Below are 26240 nucleotides of genomic sequence, written 5' to 3'. Positions count from 1 at the left end.
TAATAATTTTTAAATGATAGTGCTATTTAACCTAACCCTGTTTTCATCATCCCCATCTTCACAATCATGTAGGGTGGCTTGAGGGTAAACACTTTTTAAATTTTTAAATATTTCTAGTACTTTTTTTAGTCTATCGTGCAAAATGATTTCATCTGATTCAGGCTTTGCTAACTCTAATAACCAATTGCAATAGGCTTCTTCAAATTCTTGTAATTGTTCTTCTGAGACCCAGCAAATCTTGACACCCAAATGTGCTGGAGTTTCCATACGAATTGTTTTTTCTGCGAACTTCCTAAAGGCAATTCCGCTATTAGATACGCCTTGTTCCCCATTTAAAACCACTGTTATTCTGAAGGAATAAGGATCTTCTTCCCCACATACCTTGCAGTCTTTTGGGATACAAATGGGAAGAAACGGATCGCCTTCTGGAATGGTAAGGGACGGAAGATTGCGTGGACGTAATAGAATATGTTCTACAACGTATACTTTTTCGCTAAGAACTATTTGATCAATAAATGCCTCTATACTATTTTTTTGTGTATTTGCATCAGGTTCTAACGGGAAGGTAGTAGGTCCAGATGCTATCAAATCTCCATTATTATCTTCTAATTGTATTGCAAATTCTGAACCTTCTGCAATAACCTTGAGATGCGTTTTTAATGTTAATTGTTCTATTGCCAGATTAACAGCTTTCTTTAATTGATTTCGTAAATCATATTCTTGATCTATGTCTATCAACTCACTGCCAACCAGTATATTCTCTCCTTCATAATCATCTAAGAACCAGTTTCCATTCCATTTACCATCAGTATTTTTTTTGACCTGGTATCTAATGAATGAATTTGCGCCGTTTAACCCTAATACTACTTTTATTCTCTCACTTAATCCAGATGAATTTTCTATATCGCAAACTTTTGTTTCATCCTTATAATTAATTGCTTTCGCACGATTAGAGGAAATAACAGGGAATTTTTCTAAGAAATTAATTTTATCGAAAACAAGTTCTTCTTCGGCCTTTTCTTCTGATCCATATGCCTGATAAAGCATTAGAGCATATTCGCTAAATGATTCTGAAAACCGTGCCAGTAAGTGATCTAAAAACCCATTTCGTCTATCCAGAAATTGACTTCTGTTTTCTAATAAATCATGAAAACCGCTATCATCAATATTTACATATAAATCTGAGACTCCTTTCATTTCTTTCTCACTAAACAAACTGGCAAAATAACTTTTCGAAATCGTTGGATTAATAGATAATATATCCTTGAATCGTTCTAATTGTTTGAGATATACTGAAAATAAATGTTCAAATAACAACAGATATGCCTTTAATTGTTTGGCTTGAGCTTTTCTTTGTATGGTTGAAGGTTCTTTTAGACCATGGATACCCACTCCGTAGGTTTCTGGTAATGAATATTGAAGAGGGTAATGTCCTTTCTGATTTAAATATTCTCCTTCGGGCACCTTTAAGTCATTGTCAGTTTGTATCACTTTATTTTGTTGTCGTATACCTCTCCACATTTGCAACGTATCGTGCAATTCGTCCTGAAACGGAAGAAATGGCAAATCATCTTTAAAGACTAAAACCTTAGAAGCATGAATGTATAATCGAGGCTGATGTCCTGATTTTATTTTTAGTTCCCAAGGTTGAGATTCAACCAATTTTCCGGCTTCATCATATCGTGTAAGTGTTATATTTTTTACGGCCTCTATTCCTTTAACATCCATCAAAATATTAATGATGTCGGATGTGTACAATGTGGTTCGTAAATTCGAATGATCTAGTTCTTCATCAAGTATAAAACCATGATCCAATTTAGGCCCGTGAAATATCTCTTCTGTATATTTTCCATCCGATAGTAATTCACTTAACGTATAAAATTTTACTACAGGATTTAGATATTCAGTTATTAGATAATAAGCCTCTCCTAATACTACCTCAATATCTACATCTGCCGACATTTCTATGTCTGCACATAACCCAACGTCTACGATTGGGATTGTTGATATTTTGCAGTAATCTTCGGCCAAATTTCTATGTATATTTAAAGTTTTTTTTGCTTTTTTGACAGCTTCATTGGCCTTCTTAAGCTGAAATAAATATTGACTAAAAGGTCCCGTTTGATTGACGTCTTCAAAAACCGTTTTTATATCTGCTTTTTTAATTGCCGCTCTTCCATCATCTGTTTTGAACCAAATTTTTACAGGTAGTTCTAAGAGATTAATATGTTCTACTCCATCAGATGTGGTGACTTTGTAGTCTACATCAATTCTTAAGGGATCTCTAAGAGCTCTGTAGAACTTCTCATCGGATACATCTAAATGATAGTTGGTTAACTCTATGGCAATTATTTCATTCGCCTGAACTATATTCATTAGACCCAGATCTGATTGCGCTTTGTGCCAGGGGCTAAATCTAATTTCTGCAGTTGCTCTATGTTTGTTCGTATCAAAGCCAAATTGATGAAAGATTTTTCCTCCGTTTAAATCTCCATATTGAGAATCTACTTCCAACTCTAATAAAGCATCCCAAAAGCCTTTTATCACTATTGGATGTTCTGTTTCATCATAGGTTAACTCACTTTCTTTACAATCTGCATAAAAATCTGGATGACAAGGGCAAGGAGTACAACTCATCCATGCATTTGCTATTCCGGTTTGATCAATTAGCACTTTACGCCAGTCATTATTGGTAAAAGGATTAATTGTTAATATCTCACGAGCAGTATAGAAACATTGATCATCCCATTTCACTTCTTGGTTTGTTTGATAGGCCAACAAATCTTCAATTGAAAAACCAAGTTTAAAACCAACTTCTGTTTGAGCAAAGCAAAGAAGTTCTAGTAATGTAATTCCCGGATCATGAATATTATAATCTGTCCAATACGTGCTTCCTAATTTTTCAATTAGTTCAATACCTTTTTTTCGAAGAGCTATATAATCTTCACTTTCCCTAAAACCGGGATTTTTTAATATGGTAATGTGCTCATTCATCGTTACAATCTATTGCTTCGGTTGTATTAATAGTTTTAAGAATTACATGCAAATCATGTTTAATTGCAGGAACAGAAACCAGTATTGATCTTGCTGTTGAAGCAACGGCCTCATCTACTTTAGTGATTTCACCAGATGATTTTATATGGAATAACTCAAAATCCGTTAGAAAATCTACATATGGTAATTCTTCAATAAAGTCGATTAACACAGATTGATGAATACGACCTCCAAAATTTAAATCAGTATCAGAAGCAAACGCCCATGGACTTAAGAAATTAGTAATATCTTTTTGGATTACTTCTTTGTAGTAATTAATATCCGGAAATTCATTTCTAAGCGTTATTGTGCATTTCACTTTGACTTCTTCAAAGTCAGGTTGTGCTGTATGAATGCTAACCTGGCATGAGGTTCGTTCATTAAGAAATTCTTCAATCTTTTTTAATGTGCTTTTTTTGGTATATGGTTTTAGTGGATCAATATCATTTCTATTGGCTAAATTGGGAATTGTAATTATTGAAACATTCCCAGGTGCTACTTCATTATAGACCAAATTACCTTCGCTTAATGATCCTCCAATTTTTGTGTGATTAAGACATTTTACTTTATATATTTCGGGAAATGCCTGTAGTACCAGACGCTCATAATCCCAGATGGTAATTGCCCGATTTTTATGACGTAATCGTTCTGAAGCTCTTAAGTAAAAAGCTTCATCATTCTCTATAGGAGTTCCGTCAAAACTTGTGAATGGTTGTTCAATTTTTTTAATCTTAGCCTCGGGAGTAAATAATTTCTTGATTTCACCAGGAGATGAAATCATAGATTCATATGCTGTTTTCTCGGGTATAATTCTTTGTACTTCTATTGCATTTGGATAAATCCCAACTATTTTGCAGACAGCATCAGGAGCTTCTTTAACAGAACACCTGATCCATATTAGCCCATTTTCAAAAGCGGTATGCTCAAGACTTGCATTTTTAGGGATAATGAAATTTATAAGACCCGACTCGATCAAACCACTGGTATTGTCTCCAATACTATCATCATCAAATTTTTCCCAAACATTATTAGCCATTAAATATTCCCAAATAAGGTGTTCTTCTGGCTTTTCTAATAATGGATCTTCACTACCTTCTTGTACCTGAAACAAAATTGCCTGAGTATCTCCTGGTTGTATATTCTCTATACCAATCAATAAACTACCTTGAGACTTATATATCCCGTCTGTTCTTCTGATTAATTTGCTTACTAATTTTATTGGTCGATTTTGCAATATCTTATGTTGTTCGCTATCACCAAAAGGGCCAATATGAAAAAATTCCAACGGCCTGTCATCAAATTTATCTTTGTTGGATAATTGTGATGTACAACTTGCCTCATAACTAACCGAGAACGATTGCAAAGTTGGGTTATAAGGATACGCAGGTGCAGTAGCGTTATCATCATTAAGCTTAAAAAAACTTTGTAATGCCAAATAATAATCTCTATGCCCAAAGTCATTATTGAGTTTGATTTTTAGAAAGCCTTTATTAGAATTAGCACTATAAGATCTCCAAGATTGATCTTTATTTAGAAATAAATCTTTATGCGTATTGGATGATAAGTTAATGTTCAAGCTAGTTTTAGAAACAATCTCGGATTCTGCATCATTGCTAACCCTAAATACCTGTTTATCATCATACAAGGACACCCATTTATTTTTACTTAGTTTTAGGATCTCAACCTTTGGAACATAACCATCATCACCCGTACTTTTTCTATTTGTACTGCGAAAAGAAATATATTTTATCGAACTCTTAGGGTCGTGATCTATAGCTGATAAGTTAATGCTACCATCATCGTTTAAAGGATAATCTTTCCAATCGAAGTTAAATTTAATTTTAGCTCCTTTTTTATAAAATATCTCATCACTACCTATAATAAAGGAATTACCAATTGTGGGTTCTGGTCCCCAAGGATGAAAAGGTTTAGAAGGATTCAATGGATTCGAGTCATTGTGCAATTCTAAATTTTTAATTCCGTCTTCATTATATGAACCTTCAATCTGACCGACATTAACCGTCAATTTAATTTTGCTAACCGCAGTGCTAGCTAATTCATCATAAATAAACGGTTGATCATCCTGGTGTTCTAATACAATTTTTAACACCGGTTCTGTAGCAGTAAGACTTCCCAAATGCGTATCTTTATTGTATGCTACAATTGGGTCTTTGTCTGCAGGTATCGTACATGTAAAAGTGAATCCCACTTTACCATCAAGCGTATCTTTTTTTAGGTCTGGAAAATCAATTTCCAGCCATTCTTTTTCCGTTGTAATATATGCCTTGTAGTTAAAATTAGTTGTTGAAACGTTTTTTCCCAAAAAGACTTCCATAGTAATAGTTCTCAAACCTTCTTTTAACCTTAAAAAGTGTGAAGCAATTGCAAAACCAATTTCAGCTTTGGGCATAGTAATAGCTGCTAGTTCTGCGTTCTCATATTTTTTAATATGGAATGGATGCCATGCGATAACATCTTCTTCTAATTTTTCTCCTAATCCATCTGCACTATTGATGATGGGGGCTGCGAATAATCTTTTGTTATTTATCTGACTTCCAATGTTGTCTTCTGCTTCGCCAAAATACAGAGCAGACAAATGCTTTATTTTTGCTTTATTAAGAACTGTCTCTTTGTTACTGCTGTAAGTAATAGTATTACCTGTATCGTCCTTGGGGCCTATAAATAGTGTATCATCTTTTATCGCATAAGAAGAGGTTATTTTATTTAACTCTAACGTTAAAAATGCCTTATCCGGAGATTGCGACAGAGGTTTAAGTTGCAAAACATTTTTGTAATAAAAATCAAGATGTCGTCCTGTAAGTTCATTCAAATGCCCCTTAGTGGCATCCAGAAGTTCTAACCAAGCGAGATAAAGTGCATAATTTGGCTGATGGTTTGGCCAGTCACTTAAATATGTATTAAGGTACTTCTGAGAAAGTTTACTGATAAATGTTGCCGAAGCGCTAATCTCATCCAAAATACTGGTAAAGAAGTTATGTTGGCTTACATACTTTATTTTTTTAGCAAAACCGGACAAACCTCCAAAGATTGAAGGATCTGAAGAAATAGCACTATAATAGGTACTAAAATCTGATGAATCCAAATATCTTTTTCCTGCAAGACCGGACAATCCAGAATTAATAGCTTCTTCATGCCCTGTAATTGGCTCATGAAAGATATTCAAATCAATTGAAGTACTATTTACTATTAATTTTTGAGCAGGAGTTCCTGTTAAAGATGCTTTATAATACGCAAAAGCTCTGTGCTCCAGAGGTAATAATTTTGCCTGAATATGATTAAGAAGAATGCTATTATATTCTTTATCTTCTTGGGTTAATTGAAACAACTTATCTACTATAACAAAATACGAGAAAATGATATCAAAAAGATAAGTGTATGCTTTTTTAAGTCCAGTATCTTCTGTTTCTATATACAACAATATTTCTCTGATATACTGTGACAACATTTCGGGAGGGTAGCTTGCGGCCAATGCCAACTGCGCACTTATATTGGAAGTAAAAAAAGGTTTCATTGTTCCAACAGCAGCATTATTTAATGCCGTATATCTAATATTATCCGAAAATTTACCTGCCCATACCATCCAATCTTCCGTAGATTTATCAATTATTTCTACAGATGATGGACTGAGTTTTGACAATACTCGTTGTCCTTGGCTAGTGCCATTTCGAATTAGTGGATTTCTATTTTCAGGACAATCACTCATTTTATACAGCTAATGGATGGTTTGTAGTTAAAATATTCATTTCGGTTGCTTCTTCACTATAGAATGGGAATACAAAATTGAATCTACTATTTGTAGAGCTAACGATATATTCTATTGAAATCAATAATACTCCTTCGTTTTGTCTGGAATCATCGAGTGTAATTTTTTTTGCTTCAATTCTCGGTTCAAAATATAGTATGGCAATTCTTATTCGTTCTTTTATCATGGTTTTAGTCCCCGTATCTAACGATTCGAATAATAAGGTTTCCATATGACAACCATATTTTGGTTGCATTACTCTTTCTCCAGGTCTTGTTGTTAATAATATCTCTAAGCTTTTCTGGATATCATCAAATAGTTCTGTGGTTTCTAATTGGCCTTTTTCTCGATTAAATGTTGGAGGAAAACTCCAACCCACTCCTATAAAGTCTTTTGCTTTATTCATAATTTTATTCTTATCCGATCAAAACTGTTGGTGCTCCTAATATAATTGTACCTCCATGGGCTGTCGAGTCACCCATTCTGGCTGCTGGTTTACCTTCTATCATTACTGTTCCAGACCCTGCCATTATTGTATCTGGAGGACCTACACAAGTACACATATCCCCTACGCGTGCGGCAGGCATTCCTGCTATCATTACGGTACCGCTACCCATAGAAATCGGACCGCCAACATGTGGCACTACTCCTGTTACCATAGGGCAAACATGAAAATCTGTTACTCTTGCTGCTGGTGCTCCCATATTTTTTAATTTATCATTACTGTACTTCCTTTTACCGCAGTAGAACCTCCCGATGAAAGTTCTGCTCCTGCTCCTCCTTCTAATTTTGCATTTGCCCCACCACCGATCTCGACATTTGCTCCTCCGTCCATCTTAATATCTACAGATGCTTCTAGTTTTATATCTTTTATACTTTTTATTTCGATTCCTTCATTGTTCATTACAATTTTATTTCCATTACTATCCTCTAATGTAATGCTGGTGTCATCATCATCAAGGATGGCTTTATGCCCCCCTGATGTTTCAATTGTAATTACTTTTTTATCATCATCGAACAAAAGTTTTAGTCCTTCTCTGGACAAATATCCTTTTTCATGATTATCATTTGCTGCTTCATAAGGTGCAGTATGTTTACTACTATGTACTTTTCCGAGGATAACACCATATCTGGGGTCAGAATTTAGAAACCCTGCTATTACCTCATCTCCTATTTCGGGTCGAAAAACCCATCCTCTATTTTCTCCAGCATCTAGTGCACATAATCTCATCCATGCTCCATCATCGCTATCATGTACCATGGGTAACCTTACTTGAATTCTTTCTTCTCCATCTGGGTCTTCTAAATTTGTAACCACCCCTATTTGTAGTCCTTGTGCTGCCGGTAAAAGAGCCGAAGCGAGAGGTTGTTCTATCTCAAATTTCTCTGCAAATCGTTGTGGAGATTCTCCAAACTGAATAAAAGTTTCCCAATTTCCTTTTTCAATATGATGTCTCACGCCAGAAATCATTACTTTCCCTTCAAAACGTTCGCCAATATCCTGTAAATCACACATTCCTCCTGGTTTAGGGGTATGAATACCATCTATTTTAAGCTTACCTCTTATTTTGGAGAGCCGTTGTTTTTTTAATATGCTATTTGCCCAATTCTGGAGCTCTGCCTCAGATAAAGCCATATGTCTTATTTCTAGTTGGTCGTTATCAACAACTCCAGCCAAATCTGTAGCTGATATATTTCCCGCTGCGGGAACCGATGGGTCTTGTGCTTCACTATTGATGGTTTCTTGATCTGCCGGATTCCAACTAATAGATTTTAGTGCTTCATATTGATATCGTGCATCAATTTCGGCATCCAGTTCCTTAATGGTACCTCCATAAGCCAATGTTAGGATTGGTTCCTGATTAAAATCCGGGGCTTTAAACGTTACTTTGGTTCCTTCTTCTGTAGTAATCCAAAATCCATTTTCTTCAGCTCGACAAGCCATAAAATCCCAATCGGTACAATTAAACTGTACAATCTCTTTATGGGTAATTTCTGAAGAATCACTATCTAAACTAAGACCATGATTCCTGCAAAGTTGATCTGCAATGTCAGAATCATTTAACTCATGAAAATAGTTATTCTTTAATTTGGTAGTCATCTTAATAGCTTCGTGTCTGCATTCGATAACCAAAACCGAAACACTTTTTCTAACTTTTATACTATGTTTTATGGTGATTCCTTTAAAAACAGTTTCTTCATCATTTTGATATCCAGCTTGGATTTCGATTTGTTTTCCAGGAACCAATTCTTCACTATTACTAGATGTAAACCCTTGCTCTGCAGCCGATCCGTCTTGTAATAAAATTGTTGCTTTAGAAATACTGTTTATTTCTTTCTGTACTACAATACTCATTACTCTAAATTGCTCAGATATTTTGTTGCCATCGAGTAGTATCGTATATGTTGATACCGATTTAGGCTTTGTACTTGGTATGGCATTAACTTCGCTCATGCTACAGGTGTATTTTTCTTAAGTGGTGGAAAAAAGATTTCTGTCCCAGGAGAAAGGTTTCTAAAACTCGAAAGCTTGTTTACTTGTGCTACCTGTAAATAATAACCCGAATTCCCATATATTTTATAGCACATCATGGGTAAAGTATCTCCAGCCTTGAGCGTTCGATAATGCGTCATATCGGGAGATTTCTTTTTTTCTTCTGCAGTTCTTAACTTATCATCGACACTACCAATAAATGAAACTTTGCAAATTGCTCGTGTAGGTTTACCATTTGAGTTAAAAAGCTTGAAATTGATATTTAGCCCGGTACATCTACCTTTAAATGTTAGGCTCCCCCATATGATCTGAAAATGCTTAGGTTCATGAATTTCTCCTTCATACTTTAATAGCAAATCTCTAAACTCATTGATGTCATCCTCTATTGACTCTCTTGGGTTGCCATCAATAACTCCAGAACTATCAAATAACAATTCGTAGTTAGCTTCCTTTGGTTTTGTAACGGTAAATTTTTGCTGCGCACTACTAGCTCCCTGTCCTTGCCCATCCTGATACTCTACCTTATAATCTAAAGTGTACGTCTCTGGATTTAGCATGGCGGTATAAGTTTGTTGCTCATTGGGCAGATCAGAGTAATCTGCATTTTTGAATGCAATGATCTTTAATTTTTCTAATTGACCTTTAGCCATTATCTTTCGTTTTTATCTTCAATAATTTTTATAATCTGCTCTACAATATCTTTGGCCATTTTTTCGGGCTGCGGTTTTTTACCCACATCTGTATCGGTCAAAGGAGTACTACTACCATCTCCACCTTCAGACTTTCCTTGATTTACCGATATTTTTACGGTTAGATTTCCTATTTCTAGTGACATATCATCCTTTTTCAATTTCAAAATAATTGTACACGATCTCAAGTGTTTCTACCATGATTGAGTTTTCTGTAGCATTTAAATCACTAATACTCCATTTTCGCGGCCATGCCCTAAAAATTTTCCATGTTAGTAATGCAGTATGATCGCTGTTCAAGAGGCTTATATTCATATCTACAGGTTCAAATTCCTTATTATAAAGTGCGTTTTTGATCCATTTGATAATATCAGAATCGAGTAATAAGCCTCTTTTCAAGGTGAGGTCTGAAAACTTACTTCTCCCCGGGAGTTTATGTTCAAACAGATTTTGGCCTCCTTCTTTAATGTTTTCGACCTCTAACTCCATATTGAGCCCACCGACACTTTGAAAACGAACGTCGTTATCATTGCCGATATTGATAAACTCTACCCTGAAATGAAAACCAACAGGAGGATAGTATCCCCCAGCGGTATGAACACTTTCTTTAGCCACGATTTACAATTAAACGATTAGATTATGGTTTTTGAATCTTCATCCCTTCGTGCGCTACTTCAAGGGTTTCTATAGCAACTTCATTACCATCTGATTTAAGATCACTTGGTTGCCACTTTATCGGAAATGCATTTTTTACATTCCAAGTCATAACGGGTTCATGTCCTTCATCTAATAGCTTAATGGTAATGTCTCTTCGTTCTACCTGATTAAGACTTATGGTATCGATCCAGTCTGAGAAGTCAAAATTCTCATTAAAAGTGCCTCGTTTAAAAGTAATGTTACTAAACTTTTGCATCCCAGGCATTTTGATCTTATGAAACTCTGGACTGCTGCCATCTCTATATTCTATGGGTTCAATCTGAACATCTAAACCTGTGACTTCGCTGAAGCCAAATTTACTTCCACCCCAGTCGACGCTGAAATGAAATTTTGGTAATGGATATGCTGCCATGATTATTGTTTTTTTAATTATGAATTCGTTTATATTTTATGATGCTAACTGGGTTTAAGACTCAGCTAGTTTATGAGAGAATTGAAGTATAATAAACTCTGCAGGTCGTACTACTGCCATTCCTATCTCTACGATCATTCTTCCTTCGAGAATATCCTGAGCAGACATGGTTTTACCCAAACCAACTGCCACATAAAATGCATGTTCTGGCTTAGCTCCTTGTAAAGCGCCTTGTCGCCATAGGTTAGTTAAGAAATTCTCTATCATAGTTTGTACTTTGACCCAGGTGTTAGAATCATTAGGTTCAAATACGAAGGGTTCTGTAGATTTTTTGCAGCTTTCTTCGACCATATTAAAGAAGCGCCTTACACTAATATATCGCCATTCGTTATCATTGCCTGCTAAGGTTCTTGCTCCCCATACTAAACTACCTTTACCAGTAAAGCTTCTGATTGCATTAATCGATTTTCCGGCTACGGCATCTACATTAATATTGGCTTGTTCCTCATGACTAATCATCACCGATGGCGCGCTAATAGAATTTACACTCACATTAGCAGGGGCTTTCCATACCCCTCTTGCATTATCTACTTTGGCATAAATCCCCGCAATAGCTCCACTTGGTGGTAACGTATTGATATTTTTCTTAATATGATTAACAATATTACTTATAACCGGGTGTTTTTCATACAAGGCATCTTGGGCTGCTTTTTTATACCCATTTGCTGCACTAGTGATTGCATCTGCATAGGCAATTAGTTTTTCAAACTCACCTAATACAGAATTTGCCACCTGTTTGGCCCTATCTGCATTAGTAGCAGCATCATAGGTTCCTGCTGTAACAGGGTCTACATCTCCAATAGCTTCCCCGAGCCATGCTGGATCAGGCACTGTGGTATATAATGCTTCTGCAGCAGCTTCATTCGCTAAATCATTTAGGGCCAAAACTTCTGCATTCTTATCGATCGCAATAATTCCACCTGCACCACCTCGCCACATATTAACAGATTTTGCATAGGTATTTACATCATTGAGTATTTGACTTGAACCAGCATCTAAAGCGGCGGCGGCTTTTTGAAACTCCATGATTGTATTTCTACAAAAGGTAAATAATGCTTTTAAAGCCGTTTTAGCGGGTCCAGAAGTGGTTTCGGCATCTACAGCTTTTTTATAAACCAGAAACTTTTCTTTTAATGACGGTGGTATATCAATCAATGGAACATTATCATCGAATGCTCCACTACTTTCATTAGCTCTTTTTATGGTAACAACAATATCTATAACCGAATCCCCTTCTTTATTTGCAAGGTCATAGCTATCAATTAAAGATAAGTGTTCACCATCTGAAGAAAGTGCCTTTAAAGAGACATCACCGTTTGAATCATCAATATTATCTTTAAAAGTACTTAAGTCAATTTCTCTGGGATAGGTAGCAACAACCCAAGGTGTATAGGCCGTACCATACTTTAGGTTATTGATTCCTATATTATTTCGAAAATTATCTATCGCGTTATCAAGATCTCCTGTAATATTTTCTTTTAAATCAAATAAACCAACTCTATCCTGTAATTTTGCACATTGCTCCAAAGCCATTTGTTGCAAACTATAGAAGCTTGCATCATCATTACCATCTTTAAGTACATTAGTGGCATCTGGAAACAAAATAATGGTGGGTTCGTCATACTTCTCTAAGGCCTTTACCCCTCCTCTTAATCCAGTAGCAGGAACAGTGTTTTCATCACCATACTCTGGTGCTGTGCCATATTTACCAACAGATACTATGTAGCACTCTCCACCACCATTATCAAAGAACAATCGTAAGCTATCATACATTAAATATCGAACATCATTTCCGATACTTATACTGCTAACAGCAAAATTATTGGTTTCATCAACCACAACCTCTATGTTATCTATTGGGTTATCACCACCAAATAATGCTTTATATTCTAATAGTGAAGAAATACGGGTTGGTTTCATTAGGAGAGAGCCTCCTTGTTTTTCTGCTTTCTGAGTATAACCCACAAAGGCAGGAATTGCCGTTTCTACTTGGGCAACTGAAGGTGGTAGTTTCGGTATTTCCTCAACATAGACACCTGGTGTTTTAAAAACTGTAGCCATAATGTGTGATTTTAATTATTTTATAAATTCAAAAATGTTTCGCTTACTATATATTTATTTTCACCGTCCAGGATAGATAAATCCTCATGCCCTGGGATTTCCATTTTCTTCAGTATCTCAGAGTTATCGTAAGTAACAGAGATCGTATCAATTGCCTTTTCATTCATTCTCACAGGTAATTTGCTTCGAAATATATTTGCTCCCAGGTTATCAAATTCGATAGTACCATCATCATCTGTTATGTTAGTTACCTTGTCACTTTTACATACATACTTTAATAAATACTGTGCTGGTGCAAATCGAATCTTATAGTTACGTGTTTCTATTTCTGTATTAGCCGGAGCGATCATATAGAATGTTCCGTCTTCTTTTAGGAATCGGTATTTTTCTGTGCTTGCCAAAGTATCATTATGAATGTTAATTAGCCCCAAATATGGTTTCCAGTCATTTTCTAATCTGAGATACAAGTATTCCTCTTGTGTATTAATTGTTACTTTATAAATCCCTTCTGAAAACGGGATGTTTTCTTGGGTATAGAAATTCAATAAAACGGTTTCTATATTAGCGTTAGTAGGATTTTCGACAGGTCCAATATTGGTGCTCTTTATCTCGATATCAAATTGCTTAGATACCGGATTATATTGATAGTATTTGATTTCAACATTTGCAGATGGAGTATTTAAAACTATTACTTTTTCTGGTCCTGTAAATAGTAATCTTGTTGCAGAGGTTACATAACTTACTTTTTCGAGTTCTCTGAATTGATCAGCATTGTTAAGATCACCTGTATTAGCGTTTATCTTAGTAAGGCATTCATATGCTGTATTAGCACCATTACGTACAATATCATTATATAGATATTCTTGTGTTGCATCAAATACTGGTAATTTTTCATTTAGATATAATACATCTTCAACAGATTTATCATTTCCATCAATAATAGAATTTGCGTTGCTGAAGTATAGTTTTGTATTGTAGGGGTCTTTTAACTCATAATTTGTGATTTTTGTAAAATCATATCCAATAACCTCAAGGAAAAACTGAAGAGTAAAATCATTCGAAATTTTAAGATAAGGTTCGCTACTATCATTATGTTTTACCAGAACATATAATTTGTTCTGAATAAATTTTGAAATCAAGCCAGCTCCCTGAAGTATTTTTTGTGTTGATACAGTTGGTACAATACGTAGCAACTGAGGTTTGGTCACAGAAAAATAATCATGTTCTATTTCTATAGTAAATAAAGGAGTATACTTCATTTCTTTACCTAATTTTGGACGTTATTCCTTAAATTCTGGCTAGTATTACTGGCCGTATACTTTAAAATGATAATCGAATTTTGGGGCAAATTCTATATGTATTCAGGTTACTTTAGTGCTCCTGCAATTGCACTTTTTTTCGTTTGTATTTCGGTAATTAGACTACCTTCTATTTTGTTATCTTTATCTGAAATCGGAATCAATTTCATTTTATACAGCACAGAGGGTAAATACTTTCCACCAAGAGTGCTCCACAGGTGGTTGATTTGTTCGAAATTCATGGTATACAATTCTATATGTAATTTCATGATATCTTCATCAAGAGAGGGAAATTTGGGTACGGTAAAAAAATTGTTACTTTGAAAACATTGTATAACACTCGAAATCCTGCTTAAAGCCGTTGTATAGGTTAAATTAGCCGAAAACAACACATATAGATTAACTAATATCTCGGGATTACTTCTAATTACTTTATCACCCTGTCTATATATACCATCAGGGTTTTTTGATATCCTATCCTCTTCTATATTAACCAGTGTAATGACAATACCAGAACCTCCTTCTTCATCAGTAGTGTCCCCTCCTTCTACAATCTTGGCGATATTACCAAGTGCAGCATATTTTTCTGTGGATGGACCAAGAATTCCTTGGAAATATTGATTAGTCCTGTCTTCAATAAAAGACATAGCTTTACCGATCATAATAAATAAGATAAAATGTGAAAATTAAATGGGGTAATATTTTTTAAAAAAACATTCAATAAAGTGAAGTTCAATCTCTACAAATTATTGATATTCTTTACTCTGTACTGTTATTTTTTAATAGGTGATTATGGTTTTAAAAGCTTATAGTTATTTACTATTTCTTGAGGTCATTACGTATTCTACAATTCCTTTTTTAGGTTTCATAAAACACTATTATTTATCACAGATTGAAATTACTATTTAAGAGGGTCAGCATCAAGGGGTAAATCCCCCTAAACAACAGGAGCAAATACCTGAATATATCATTCGAATGATAATCATTATCCAAATATTTAGCTTTATTAGTTTATTTTTTATATGGAATAATTCCATATAAAAAAGGAATTATTCCATAAATAAATTTTACCTTTATACCTCAAATCATCCATTGTAATGAAGATAAAAAAGCACATAAAAGGTAGAGGGGCTCAAGAAAAAGTTCATAATAGATTTTTTGAACTGCATCATGAAACAAGAGATGATTTTCTTAATTATTGTCTTGACCAGGGAGAATCGATCAATAAATATCAAACTACTTATATAGAAACGTTTCCAAAAACGATTGTGAACAAAGTTACCAGCCCTGATGTTGGCATGCTATATTCTCTCAATCCATATCAAGGTTGTGAGCATGGTTGTGTATATTGTTATGCTAGAAATTCTCATGAATATTGGGGTTATGGTGCTGGATTAGATTTTGAAAGTAAAATTTTGGTTAAAAAGAATGCTCCTGAATTATTAGAGAAGAAGTTGCGAAATAAAAAATGGAAAGCATATCCTATTTCACTTTCTGGAAATACAGATTGCTATCAACCTATTGAAAAAAAACTTGAAATCACCCGTAAACTTCTTGAAATTTTTCTAAAATACAGGCACCCTGTTGGTATCATCACTAAGAATGCTTTAATCCTTAGAGATTTGGATCTTCTCTCTGAATTATCTAAACATAGTCTGGTAGCGGTATACCTCTCTATCACTACATTAAAAGAAGATACACGAAGAATCCTTGAACCAAGAACCACAAGTATAAAAAAACGATTAGAAACTCTAGAAAAACTAAATGCATCTGGGATTCCTACGAATGTGATGATGGCACCAATAATTCCTTCAGTTAATAGTCACGAAATATTGCCATTAGCCAAAGAAATTTCAAAGCATGGTGCAAAAAGTATTGGGTATACAATCGTAAGATTAAATGGAGCAATCGGAAAAATATTCATTAAATGGTTAGAAAACACCTTACCAGATCGTAAAGATAAAATCCTACATCAAATCATGCAGTGTCATGAAGGCAATCTAAATGATAGTGCTTTTGGAAGAAGAATGAGAGGCTCGGGTAATATGGCAGATCAAATCCACCAGTTATTTACTATAGCGAGACAAAAATACTTCTCTCAAGAGCAAAGGATACATTTAAATTGCGATCTACATCAATTTTATAAAGATGAGCAGTTACGACTTTTCTAATCAAGATTTCCCTTCCCATTCTTGATAGAACTGTTCTAGAAACTGTTCCATAAATTGATGTCGTTCTACTGCCAATTTTCTTCCGGTTTTAGTGTTCATTCTATCTTTAAGCAGTAATAATTTTTCGTAGAAATGATTAATAGTAGGCGATGTTGAAGATTTATATTCTTCTTTACTCATCTTTAGGTTTGGAGCAATTTCTGGATCATACAGAGTTCTGTTTTTAAACCCTCCATAGTTAAAACATCTTGCTATTCCTATAGCTCCAATGGCGTCTAAACGGTCTGCATCTTGTATAACATCTAGTTCGGGAGATCTAAATTTTTGATCCATATTTCCTCCTTTGAAAGAAATATTTTTGATGATCTTAACGACATGATTGATAACTGTTGGTTCTACCTGCAGGTTTTCTAAAAAGTCTGCAGCTATTTTTGGACCTATAGTTTCATCACCATCATAAAATTTTGAATCTGCAATATCATGAAGTAATGCACCCAGAGAGACTACAAAAAAATCAACCTCTTCTTCTTTAGAAATTAATTGAGCGTTCTTAAAAACCCTTTGGATATGAAACCAGTCATGTCCTCCCTCTGCTCCATTAAGCGTATCCTTTACAAAATCAATAGTTTTAGATATAATCTGATCTTCAATCATACCCAATACTATTTATTTTGCCATTGCTGGTTGTACCCACTTAAATTCAAAAATTTCTTCTGGGATAACCAATCGCTCACTAATACGCTGCATTCTGGCAGGCAATTTCATTAAAAAGTCACGTGCTCTTTCTGCTTCATCGGTAAGATCAATTATTTTGTCAATTTCCCATCGATCGATAAGACGTTGCATGATATCGATATAATCTTGTGAGGTATATACTCCGATACGTTGTGCAGACCACGAAAAATCTTCGAAAGCAGTTCCTATAGATTGCCCAGATTCTCTAAGTAAATGTGCAGGCATAACAATCTTTTTCTTCATCATATCACTAAATGCAATCATCATCTGACTTGGATCTACCTCAAAAATGCTTCTTACAAACTCACTATATGCATTATGATGACGCATCTCATCTCCTGCAATAATTTTACACATCTTAGACAATGATTTATTAGAGTATTGTCTAGCTAATTTTGCAACTCTGTTATGAGAAATATAGGTTGCCAATTCTTGAAAACTAGTATATACAAAGTTTTTATAAGGATCTCTATCTGTACCTATATCAAAACCATCGTTAATTAAGTGTTGCGTAGTTCTTTCTACTTCAATCATATTCACTCGACCCGACAAATAGAGATATTTATTCAATACATCTCCATGTCTATTTTCTTCACCTGTCCAATAACGTACCCACTTGGCCCAACCATTATCTTTCCCATTTTCATGTTGATTGATTCCCTCTACATCCATTAACCAGGATTCGTAAGTAGGTAAAGCTTCTTCGGTAATAGTATCTCCAACCAATACTACCCAGAAATCATAAGGGAGTTCTTTAGCCAATTCTCTTAATTCTTTTACTTCTTCAAAAAAAGTATCTTCATTTTGTGAATCTGGTAAAAAATCAGTTGGTTGCCATATCTTATCTACTGGAATCAAGAATTTATCTATAAAACCATCTACTTTCTTTTCTAGTAGCTGCATTACCTCTAATCTAATATTATCTAAAGCCATTATGGTTGATGTTACGTTCTGATTGCTAAAGTAACCCTTTCTTCTATTTTATCTAATAATATTTCGGGTTCTTTGTTAATTGTTATTGGTTCTTGTACTTCTAATGTCATATGGATTCCTATTCCCATAGGGAAATTACCAAATCTAACCAGCTTCCAGCTATTATTTATAGTTACTGGCACTATCAAAGCTTCTGGAGCATTCTTAAATAAGATTTTTAGCCCTGTTGGAGCAAACGATTTAGGTTTTCCATCTCTACTACGTGTTCCTTCGGGGAAAATAACCGCCGAAAAATTATTTTTTGCCACAAATTTTCCAAATTTTGATAATGCCGGAATTGATTGTTTTGGGTTTTTCCTATCAATTAAAACATTACCTCCATGACGTAAATTAAAAGATATACTTGGTATGCCCTTACCTAGCTCAATCTTAGAAATAAATTTTGGCTTATGTTTTCGTAAATACCAAGATATCAAAGGTATATCAAACATGCTTTGGTGATTCGACACCACAATTAAAGGTTGATTCTGAGGTAACGCATATTGGTTTTTAAAACTAAATGTTACTCCCAAAATGTGTAAACATCGTAATAAACATAGATTCATAATATTTACAACTCCTCTATGTCCTTTGGATCCCCCTAATTTTATGCCTAGCCATTGTAGCCCATGAAAAATCACCAGGGTCAAACCAAAAAACAAATAGAAAACTATAGAAAGCGGATAACTTAATATCTTTTTTATTGCCCCCATTTTATCTGTATAATTAATAAAATTTAATTTGTGTAAAGGTATTAAAAGGTCTTATATTATGTGAGCAAATCAATAGATTTGTCAAAATAAAAACCGCCTGCAATGGCAAACGGTTTAAATTTATTTTTAACGTATACGCTTTACTTTTTTAGCAATGTTCGTTATAAGCATCTTTAAGGTTTTCTGCTATCATTTCTGCAGGGCGTCCTTCGATATGATGACGCTCTAGCATATGAACTAATTCTCCATTTCTAAACAATGCCATAGAAGGTGATGATGGAGGAAACGGGATCATGTAACTACGTGCTTTATCAGTCGCTTCTCTATCTACTCCTGCAAAAACGGTAACCAAATTATCTGGCTTTTTATCATTCTCTAATGACGCTCTTGCTCCCGGACGAGCATTTGCAGCAGCACAACCGCACACCGAATTTACAACTACCAAAGTAGTTCCTTCTTTAGCTATTGCCGTTTCTACTGCCTCTTCTGTATGTAATTCTTCAAAACCAATACTTGTAAGATCTTCTCTCATTGGTTTTACTAAATCTGCTGGATACATATTTTTATCTTTTATTTTCGTGTTTCAATTTTATGCAAAGTTACAAATTATGTACCACATAAGAACAACTGACAAGTAGTCTGAAAATTCGATTATGATTTATGAATAAAACCCAATTGTTGATGTTATAATTTTATCTGTTTATATATTATTTAAAAACCTGAAGCTCCTTTTAACCCATATAGAGAATTAATCAATAAGATTTAATATCATAATCTATTTCGTAACAAATAAAGAATATCACTTACTAATATAATAGAGAACTAAAAAATTATCTTTTAATAATTAGTTTATCTTTACAACCCAAAAAAATGTTTTGAATGATTAAATGGTTTGCTGCTATATTAGGCTATATATTTTTCAGATTACCAGGAGCAGTTCTAGGTTTTATATTAGGTAGTCTACTCGATGCGACAAAAATCAAAACCAGTGGTGGATTTAAAACAGTATTTTCTCAAGAACCAAAAGTAACTCCAGCCGATTTTGAGCTTAATTTACTCTCGTTGTCTTCTATTGTTATTAAAGCAGACGGAAGAGTAAACCAAACAGAACTTGATTATGTAAGACGTTATTTTGTAAGTGCTTACGGCAAAGAGCGAGCTAATGCTACTTTTAGAACATTTAATGAAATTATCAAAAACAGACATGTTTCTGCACAACGTGTTTGTTTGTATATCAATCAACATACCCGATACCCATCTAGATTACAGATTCTACACTTTTTATTTGGAATTGCAAATGCTGATGGAAGAGTAAGTATCTCTGAAGCTGAAGAGATTCAGAAAATAGCGGGGTTTTTACGAATAAATTTTAAAGATTTCGAGAGTATTAAAGCTATGTTTTTCAAAACTGGGGATCATGCTTATAAAATTCTGGAAATTGATAAAACTGCTACCGATGCCGAAGTAAAAAAAGCATTTAGAACTATGGCAAAAAAATATCATCCCGATAAAGTACAGCATATGGATGAGATTCATATCAAAGGTGCCGAAACCAAATTTAGAGAGGTACAAAAAGCATATGATCAGATTAAAAAAGAGCGAGGGATTGTCTAGTTAATTTTTAAGCATGTTGTTTTATTTCTATCTAAGTTGTAAAGCAAATCTAATTTAAGCTTCTAATGCTAATAATAAAGTACCTCCTGTAGCCTCATTTCCGTCATAATCTTCATTGTAATAGAATGAAACAGGATAATTAATATTTAGTTCTGCTAAATTTTCTTTCGTAAAATATTTCTGTACAGCTCTTTTCATAAAATCTTCTGTAAGACGAGATATGAAATAGTACGTTGTTTCGAGTAATTGATGATATTTTGAATCATAGTCATAGTTTTCAATTATGCCTTCATCTTCAAAACGCATGCCTCCCTCTCCTGTAAAATTAAATATTTCCTCAAACTCATCTATTGTCATTACCTCTTTAGCTGGATCATAATTCGAGGGTTCTCCATTTTCATTTTGATGAGCAAATAATGTAATCATTCCATGAGGTTCGCTTATTCTAAAATCAAACACATTAATAGTTACTTCTTTGAATTCTGAATTAAGATTAAGCGTATCTAAAAAGGTGCTAAATGTATTGTGAGTACTTTCCTCATTGCAAAATAATTGCATAATATTATTTAGATTATCGAAAATATAAGACTCAAATTCAATTTTAATTTCTTCTATATCAACACTCTCATAAAGTTCCTGAATTAATGACCTCTGCTTCAAATAGTAGATCTTTTCTTCTTCTGAAAATAATGTAGAGTTGTTAAACACTTCACTTAAAGGTTTTGACATTTATTGTTATTTTTATTGTTAATAGTTACTAGATCGGGATACTTTTTTGAATCTGTTACATAAACGTATCGCCTATAGTATGTTTTTCTTCGGATCTTATTAGTTCGCTGGTATAACTCCTTTATTTTTTATTATTTCATCTAATATTGTTGCCGAATTACCTTTTTCTTTAGCTTTTTGTACATAGTTTAATGCTTCTTCTGGCTGCTTCATTTTATAATACACTTCGCCAATATTTGCATAGTACATGGCATCAGAAGGATTAGCAAGTGCTGCTTTTTTAAAATATGCCAGAGATTCTTCAAGTTTATTTTTTTCATCGAGTGCACAGCCACTTAAATTGTATAAACTTGCAATTGCTACTTTATCATGTACTGCTTTTTCTTCAAAATCTATGCGCTGTTCTAAATAGATATCGATTCCTTCTGTTAACCACAATAATCGAGCTTTGAAATAATGTGCCTGACCATAATTGGGATCAATAGACAATACAAGATCTCCTTTGGTTTTTGCAGCTTCAAAATCCTTATTCTGAAGTGCATTCCAAGCTTCTTGTAATATTGCTTGTTTACCATTTCTCTTCAAAAAGGAAATATCCTTATCATCAAAAAGATCTGCATGTTTTTCAATTACATCAATCAACGGTAAAATAGCAGAAGCGATTTCGGGATGATCTTCCATAAGTTGAAACATAGAATAATGGATGAGATAAATAGCCATTTTTCGATCGGCATCATACGATTTTTCGGGTTGTATAACCGTCTCACGTAAACGTGAGGTCAATTTATCAACAAACAGGTTTTTATCTTCCTGGAATAGTATTGCAAAAAAATGATACCAAGAATTTTTATATAATTCTGGTTTTTCATTTTCTGGCCATACGGTTCCTTTTTCATCATCCAGATTTTTCAATATTTTCTGTACAGTCAACCTACGAAGAAGTGTGGCTAAAAACTCCTCTCTCAACAAGTGAGAGTCCTTTTTATCCTCTTTTTTGAAATCTCCGTTTTGTTCATAAGTGTACTTATAGCGTTCTGCTTCATTACAAATTTTTTCAGAAAACTCATCCTGTCCTAGTTTTGCTAATATGGTGACAATACTAATAATACTTTCTCTTAATTGATATTCTACCTCATCACTTTCATTATAAGTGGTATAGGCTTTAATAAGCTTTTCTTTGAAAGGCAGAAAGCAAGAAGGAGGCAATGCAGATAAATTTATACCATTACTGTTGGTTCCTCCAAGATACATGTAATGATTAAAATTTAATTCGGTTGTTAACAAATAATCAATATATGCATGTATGCTTGGATGATCATATTTTTTTAATCGAATCGCAATTTTTGTTGCTAATTTATCTTCGATATCATTTAACAAGGCAGTTTCAAGTACAGATCTTACTTCTTTATCATTCTCAAAATCTTCAAAAATCTCATAATCATTATCAGCAAAAATGCTTAAATATTCGGGATCATTTATAATAACAGAACCTTCTAAATCTTCAGGAATCGGCTTGCCGTATTTAACACCATTCAAAAGAACTTTTTTCACTAAACCTTTGTCTGCCTTTGCACTAAATATCCAAAGAGCATAATCTTTAATTTGCTTTCTTTTTTCTACATCTTTCCCTTGTGTAATATCATCATTAAAAATTTCAATAAACTGTTCCAGAATGGCTGGTTCAGCAATTTTCCCCGCTAGCTTCCTAAATAAGTCAATATTATAAACCGAAAGAATCTCGGCAACATTTGTGTCTGTCTCTTGATTTTTCTTTGATTCCTTTTTCTTTTGCTTGTCTTTGATAATTGATCTAACCGGTTTCCAGGGATTATTAGGGAATGATAAAAACGAAGTCGAATTGTCAATAGAAATCATCACTGTTTTGGCGGCTTTCTTTTTAAAATTCTCTTTTTCTACGATAGAATTGATGATGGCTTGCAGATCGTAAGTGATATCATGTACTTTTGGATCATAGGTAATGTTTTGAGTCTCAGACAAAAAACCGGACACAGAAAATGAGGTAGTTGTAACCGTATCAACCCCATAAGGATTTTCGTTTACTGCAAAACTGCTACAAGGATGAATTTCAAATTGGACAGCATAGAAATGTGGATTCCAGCCTACAATTAATTTTCCAATATTCATTTCTGCTTTTTTCTCACAGTAATGCGCTACAGTATTAAGCATCATTTCTGCCAATTCGTCTTGAATAGAATAGGTTTCTTTTTTCTCTACTATTTTCTTTTGTTTTTCAAATATATAGATCTCATCTTGGCTAAATGACATTAATGTATTGTCTATAAATACATTGCATATATTAGAATAAACCATTTCTGAATATTCTTTTGTTTCTGATAAGCAATCCATCCATTTTGCTGAAACTAATTTACCATCAACATTCACTAGCTGTTTTAGTAGAACATTTCCATCCCCAACAATTACATTATCCGGAATCTTGCCTGTAAAATCGTAAACTGGAGCGATCGCATCTTTACTAGAAGAATCATCTTGATTTACATGAACAAAAACCGGGTTTTTTGGGTCTTTGATATCGATAACATCTCCACCTACCAAATGTTGATCAATTATCTTGAAGTGATGGTTTTCGCCTGTCTTAAAACTCACTATTTCGGAAGCGATTTTTGGTTGGCTCGGTTCACTAACATCTAATATCAGAAGTGAACCCCAGTCTAAAAACAACAAACCATCCTTTGCCGTTGCGCCACCCTGACTGCCAACATAATATTCTGACAACAGTAACTTAGCTGGTGTTTGTTTCAGGTCATAAATTTCGAGATGTTGCTGATTTACGGCATAAAGCATACCTTGATCAACAGCCGCGCAAGAATAGCCAGGATTACTATTTTGGTTTTTAATAGTTTGGGTCAATTCAAATTTATGATCACTAATATCAAAACATAAAATACCTTCTTCTTCGATAGGAACATAAAGTGTATTGTTTTCTACAAATACATCCTTAATCTCTGCAGTCGCACCAAAGGTGTACGAATCTAATTTATTCCACTCATAGGCTTTGGTTAACTCTGCGATAAAGATTTCCTGATCGGCATACACGATAAAAACAGATTCGGATAAAGGCTCAATCCAGTAGATTTCATCAATGCTTATTTCATTTGTTTTAATGTAGTGTTCATCAAATTCATTTAGTTGAGCGGTACGAATTTTACTATCCGGACTGCGAAATTCTTTGGCTTTCAATTCAGCTATAAATTGCTTTTTTTCCTCCTTCTTTTTATACCAGCGAGTTATTTCATTTTTGATACTGGTACTGCCTTTGAATTCAAAATTTACAAGCGTTAATAAATTACCATAGTCCAGATCGATTTCTCTGAAAAAATGAATCGCTTTATCTTTATTTCCTTTTTGTAAATACAGTTTTGTTAAAGCAAATGCCGGATTGTATTTAGAGGTTCTATTTTTCCTTTCTTCGAACAGATTCAAACAATCTTTTTCGATAACCTCCAATTTATCTGGATTTCCTACATGTGTTTTAATATCATACAACCAACTGGACAATTCTACTTCTTTTCGACCCGAATCATCTTCGATAGTATTATAGTAAAGATCAAATTCTTTTTTATCATTAAGGAAATAGCAAGATTCGAGAATATAGTGCATATCGTATTTTGAGAGGTTTTTGATCTCTGACAAAATCGTAATCACTTTCTTGAAATCCCCTTTTTCGAAATAGGTTGATGCTAATCCTAATTTGAGTTTGCTGTACTCGTTATGATCGGGAGGGAGCTGTTTTAGTAAAACTTCTACAGCCTCTGTGCCATAAGTAAATAAGTGTCGTTTTTGCTTAGAAGACAGCTTCTGATTATTTTCAATAAATACTTTAATCCAGTTTTTAACTTCAGATTTTTTTTCGAGTGGATTAGGAACAAAATCCTTATCTAATATTTTCTCGGGAAATCGCTCAATAATTTTTTTAAATTCACTAAACAATAACTCGTATGATAAATCTCCCCGATCTTCCTTGGTATGCCCTGCACTCAATTCCCAATCTTCAAACTCATCATCCATTCGAAAGACAATTTCATCTGGATTATCCTTAGGTGTCGAATAAATGTATTTAACATGCTTCATGTCAATGGTGTACACATTGCTCTCTTTTTTCAAACTATCATCTAGTTTATTCCCCTTGGGATAAAAAAGTGTACATCCATTTTCATTGAATTTTAAATATGGATAGGTTAACTTTATATCTGGAAGGCTTAACTTGACATTATGAAAAGGCCCTGCGCCGTTTGCATGTGTAAAAGCAGCAACATAATTATACTCTTCATAATCATGCATCATATTGTTGAGTACAATTCCTACTACATGTTTAAACTTATCTGCAAAGTATTGAGTAGCTACAGTCCTGGCAGCTTTAATTGTTTGAGAGAATAGTGCTTGTCGTAAGCAAATCAAATAACTTTTATACGCAGGATCTGAAATGTGATCAAACGTAAGTTTCTGTTTTACATCACTGTATTTTTGGATATACTTACTTGCCGGTGCGCTATATTTGTCTAGATTCTTACCAAGTCCCTCATCTGCCAAATCCAACCACATGCTGATATCAATTGACCCAATAGGACTATCATTGGTCGTTAATGAGAAAAAGGTTTCCCACTCTTTTGAATGATAAATTTCTAACGCATCAAAAGATGAGTTAGGATGAATAATGATCATTCTAATTTCCTTAGCATTAATCTGCTCTTGTTCAATAGCGTTATCAATTATTGTTTTGAGCTCTGTAGCTATATGTTTTGTTATATTGAGTGTTGTCATGATTGCTGAATTATTTTTTAATGATTGCGTATTATTTTA

20 protein-coding genes are annotated in these 26240 nt (G+C 34.0%); 2 read left to right on the top strand and 18 right to left on the bottom strand.

Features of this window, described 5'->3' with window-relative positions; all coding sequences use genetic code 11:
* Window positions 1-9: 9 nt before the first annotated feature.
* The 12 genes from NNL09_RS09440 to NNL09_RS09385 all read right to left on the bottom strand — a co-directional run bounded on the left by NNL09_RS09440 (window position 10) and on the right by NNL09_RS09385 (window position 15129).
* A complete protein-coding gene (locus NNL09_RS09440; protein ID WP_196911555.1) occupies window positions 10-2994 on the bottom strand; it encodes a hypothetical protein in 2985 nt (994 codons plus the stop codon).
* A complete protein-coding gene (locus tag NNL09_RS09435) occupies window positions 2987-6757 on the bottom strand; it encodes a baseplate J/gp47 family protein (RefSeq protein ID WP_196911554.1) in 3771 nt (1256 codons plus the stop codon). Before NNL09_RS09435 ends, NNL09_RS09440 begins: the two co-directional genes overlap by 8 nt.
* A gap of 1 nt (window position 6758) precedes the next feature.
* Window positions 6759-7202, bottom strand: a complete 444-nt coding sequence (locus tag NNL09_RS09430; RefSeq protein ID WP_025665835.1) for a GPW/gp25 family protein — start codon at window positions 7200-7202, stop codon at window positions 6759-6761.
* A 10-nt stretch (window positions 7203-7212) separates the two neighbouring features.
* Entirely contained in the window at window positions 7213-7500 is a 288-nt protein-coding gene (locus tag NNL09_RS09425; protein ID WP_025665836.1) for a PAAR domain-containing protein, read from the bottom strand.
* Window positions 7501-7505: 5 nt separating this feature from the next.
* A complete protein-coding gene (gene vgrG / locus NNL09_RS09420; RefSeq protein ID WP_196911553.1) occupies window positions 7506-9251 on the bottom strand; it encodes a type VI secretion system tip protein VgrG in 1746 nt (581 codons plus the stop codon).
* On the bottom strand, window positions 9248-9940 hold the full coding sequence (locus tag NNL09_RS09415) for a hypothetical protein (RefSeq protein ID WP_025665838.1): 693 nt from the start codon (window positions 9938-9940) through the stop codon (window positions 9248-9250). Before NNL09_RS09415 ends, vgrG begins: the two co-directional genes overlap by 4 nt.
* Window positions 9940-10125: a DUF5908 family protein gene (locus tag NNL09_RS09410; protein ID WP_025665839.1), complete on the bottom strand. Its 186-nt coding sequence runs from the start codon at window positions 10123-10125 to the stop codon at window positions 9940-9942. The genes NNL09_RS09415 and NNL09_RS09410 overlap by 1 nt, the downstream gene beginning before the upstream one ends.
* A gap of 1 nt (window position 10126) precedes the next feature.
* Complete coding sequence (locus NNL09_RS09405) at window positions 10127-10594, bottom strand: phage tail protein (RefSeq protein WP_025665840.1); 468 nt, start codon at window positions 10592-10594, stop codon at window positions 10127-10129.
* A 22-nt stretch (window positions 10595-10616) separates the two neighbouring features.
* On the bottom strand, window positions 10617-11048 hold the full coding sequence (locus NNL09_RS09400) for a phage tail protein (RefSeq protein ID WP_025665841.1): 432 nt from the start codon (window positions 11046-11048) through the stop codon (window positions 10617-10619).
* A gap of 54 nt (window positions 11049-11102) precedes the next feature.
* Complete coding sequence (locus NNL09_RS09395; protein ID WP_231389251.1) at window positions 11103-13169, bottom strand: phage tail sheath C-terminal domain-containing protein; 2067 nt, start codon at window positions 13167-13169, stop codon at window positions 11103-11105.
* A 20-nt stretch (window positions 13170-13189) separates the two neighbouring features.
* The gene (locus NNL09_RS09390; RefSeq protein WP_196911552.1) at window positions 13190-14428 is read right to left on the bottom strand and encodes a hypothetical protein; all 1239 of its coding nucleotides are present in this window, start codon (window positions 14426-14428) and stop codon (window positions 13190-13192) included.
* A 107-nt stretch (window positions 14429-14535) separates the two neighbouring features.
* Complete coding sequence (locus NNL09_RS09385; RefSeq protein ID WP_196911551.1) at window positions 14536-15129, bottom strand: DUF4255 domain-containing protein; 594 nt, start codon at window positions 15127-15129, stop codon at window positions 14536-14538.
* A gap of 435 nt (window positions 15130-15564) precedes the next feature.
* Between NNL09_RS09385 and NNL09_RS09380 the strand changes: the two genes are divergently transcribed.
* On the top strand, window positions 15565-16638 hold the full coding sequence (locus NNL09_RS09380) for a PA0069 family radical SAM protein (RefSeq protein ID WP_025665845.1): 1074 nt from the start codon (window positions 15565-15567) through the stop codon (window positions 16636-16638).
* On the opposite strand, the gene NNL09_RS09375 is transcribed toward NNL09_RS09380, so the two are convergent.
* From NNL09_RS09375 to NNL09_RS09360, 4 genes are all read right to left on the bottom strand, one after another.
* A complete protein-coding gene (locus NNL09_RS09375; RefSeq protein WP_196911550.1) occupies window positions 16639-17292 on the bottom strand; it encodes an HD domain-containing protein in 654 nt (217 codons plus the stop codon).
* 12 nt (window positions 17293-17304) lie between these two features.
* Window positions 17305-18306, bottom strand: coding sequence for an acyl-ACP desaturase (locus tag NNL09_RS09370; protein ID WP_025665847.1), 1002 nt, complete (start codon window positions 18304-18306; stop codon window positions 17305-17307).
* Window positions 18307-18317: 11 nt separating this feature from the next.
* Window positions 18318-19058, bottom strand: coding sequence for a 1-acyl-sn-glycerol-3-phosphate acyltransferase (locus tag NNL09_RS09365; RefSeq protein WP_231389252.1), 741 nt, complete (start codon window positions 19056-19058; stop codon window positions 18318-18320).
* A gap of 148 nt (window positions 19059-19206) precedes the next feature.
* Window positions 19207-19617, bottom strand: coding sequence for a BrxA/BrxB family bacilliredoxin (locus tag NNL09_RS09360; protein WP_025665849.1), 411 nt, complete (start codon window positions 19615-19617; stop codon window positions 19207-19209).
* 320 nt (window positions 19618-19937) lie between these two features.
* Between NNL09_RS09360 and NNL09_RS09355 the strand changes: the two genes are divergently transcribed.
* Window positions 19938-20672 carry a TerB family tellurite resistance protein gene (locus NNL09_RS09355; protein WP_196911549.1) on the top strand — a complete coding sequence of 245 codons (735 nt, stop codon included), beginning with the start codon at window positions 19938-19940 and terminating at the stop codon, window positions 20670-20672.
* A gap of 54 nt (window positions 20673-20726) precedes the next feature.
* Here the strand turns inward: NNL09_RS09355 and NNL09_RS09350 are convergent, their stop codons facing one another.
* A complete protein-coding gene (locus NNL09_RS09350; protein WP_196911548.1) occupies window positions 20727-21401 on the bottom strand; it encodes a hypothetical protein in 675 nt (224 codons plus the stop codon).
* A gap of 99 nt (window positions 21402-21500) precedes the next feature.
* Window positions 21501-26201 (bottom strand): hypothetical protein, encoded by a 4701-nt coding sequence (locus tag NNL09_RS09345; protein ID WP_196911547.1) that lies wholly within the window; start codon window positions 26199-26201, stop codon window positions 21501-21503.
* Between the last annotated feature and the right edge of the window lie 39 nt (window positions 26202-26240).

The sequence above is a fragment of the Aquimarina sp. EL_43 genome, assembly GCF_943422735.1.
Taxonomy (GTDB): domain Bacteria; phylum Bacteroidota; class Bacteroidia; order Flavobacteriales; family Flavobacteriaceae; genus Aquimarina; species Aquimarina megaterium.
The sequence above is the reverse complement of the archived record's forward strand: the minus strand, read 5'-3'. Positions and strand labels throughout refer to the sequence as shown.

Bases quoted from the DNA above. Each gene is read 5' to 3' on its own strand.
- NNL09_RS09440 (WP_196911555.1), bottom strand. From the start codon at position 2,994: ATGAATGAGCACATTACCATATTAAAAAATCCCGGTTTTAGGGAAAGT.
- NNL09_RS09435 (WP_196911554.1), bottom strand. From the start codon at position 6,757: ATGAGTGATTGTCCTGAAAATAGAAATCCACTAATTCGAAATGGCACT.
- NNL09_RS09430 (WP_025665835.1), bottom strand. From the start codon at position 7,202: ATGAATAAAGCAAAAGACTTTATAGGAGTGGGTTGGAGTTTTCCTCCA.
- NNL09_RS09425 (WP_025665836.1), bottom strand. From the start codon at position 7,500: ATGGGAGCACCAGCAGCAAGAGTAACAGATTTTCATGTTTGCCCTATG.
- vgrG (WP_196911553.1), bottom strand. From the start codon at position 9,251: ATGAGCGAAGTTAATGCCATACCAAGTACAAAGCCTAAATCGGTATCA.
- NNL09_RS09415 (WP_025665838.1), bottom strand. From the start codon at position 9,940: ATGGCTAAAGGTCAATTAGAAAAATTAAAGATCATTGCATTCAAAAAT.
- NNL09_RS09410 (WP_025665839.1), bottom strand. From the start codon at position 10,125: ATGTCACTAGAAATAGGAAATCTAACCGTAAAAATATCGGTAAATCAA.
- NNL09_RS09400 (WP_025665841.1), bottom strand. From the start codon at position 11,048: ATGGCAGCATATCCATTACCAAAATTTCATTTCAGCGTCGACTGGGGT.
- NNL09_RS09395 (WP_231389251.1), bottom strand. From the start codon at position 13,169: ATGGCTACAGTTTTTAAAACACCAGGTGTCTATGTTGAGGAAATACCG.
- NNL09_RS09390 (WP_196911552.1), bottom strand. From the start codon at position 14,428: ATGAAGTATACTCCTTTATTTACTATAGAAATAGAACATGATTATTTT.
- NNL09_RS09385 (WP_196911551.1), bottom strand. From the start codon at position 15,129: ATGATCGGTAAAGCTATGTCTTTTATTGAAGACAGGACTAATCAATAT.
- NNL09_RS09380 (WP_025665845.1), top strand. From the start codon at position 15,565: ATGAAGATAAAAAAGCACATAAAAGGTAGAGGGGCTCAAGAAAAAGTT.
- NNL09_RS09375 (WP_196911550.1), bottom strand. From the start codon at position 17,292: ATGATTGAAGATCAGATTATATCTAAAACTATTGATTTTGTAAAGGAT.
- NNL09_RS09370 (WP_025665847.1), bottom strand. From the start codon at position 18,306: ATGGCTTTAGATAATATTAGATTAGAGGTAATGCAGCTACTAGAAAAG.
- NNL09_RS09365 (WP_231389252.1), bottom strand. From the start codon at position 19,058: ATGGGGGCAATAAAAAAGATATTAAGTTATCCGCTTTCTATAGTTTTC.
- NNL09_RS09360 (WP_025665849.1), bottom strand. From the start codon at position 19,617: ATGTATCCAGCAGATTTAGTAAAACCAATGAGAGAAGATCTTACAAGT.
- NNL09_RS09355 (WP_196911549.1), top strand. From the start codon at position 19,938: ATGATTAAATGGTTTGCTGCTATATTAGGCTATATATTTTTCAGATTA.
- NNL09_RS09350 (WP_196911548.1), bottom strand. From the start codon at position 21,401: ATGTCAAAACCTTTAAGTGAAGTGTTTAACAACTCTACATTATTTTCA.
- NNL09_RS09345 (WP_196911547.1), bottom strand. From the start codon at position 26,201: ATGACAACACTCAATATAACAAAACATATAGCTACAGAGCTCAAAACA.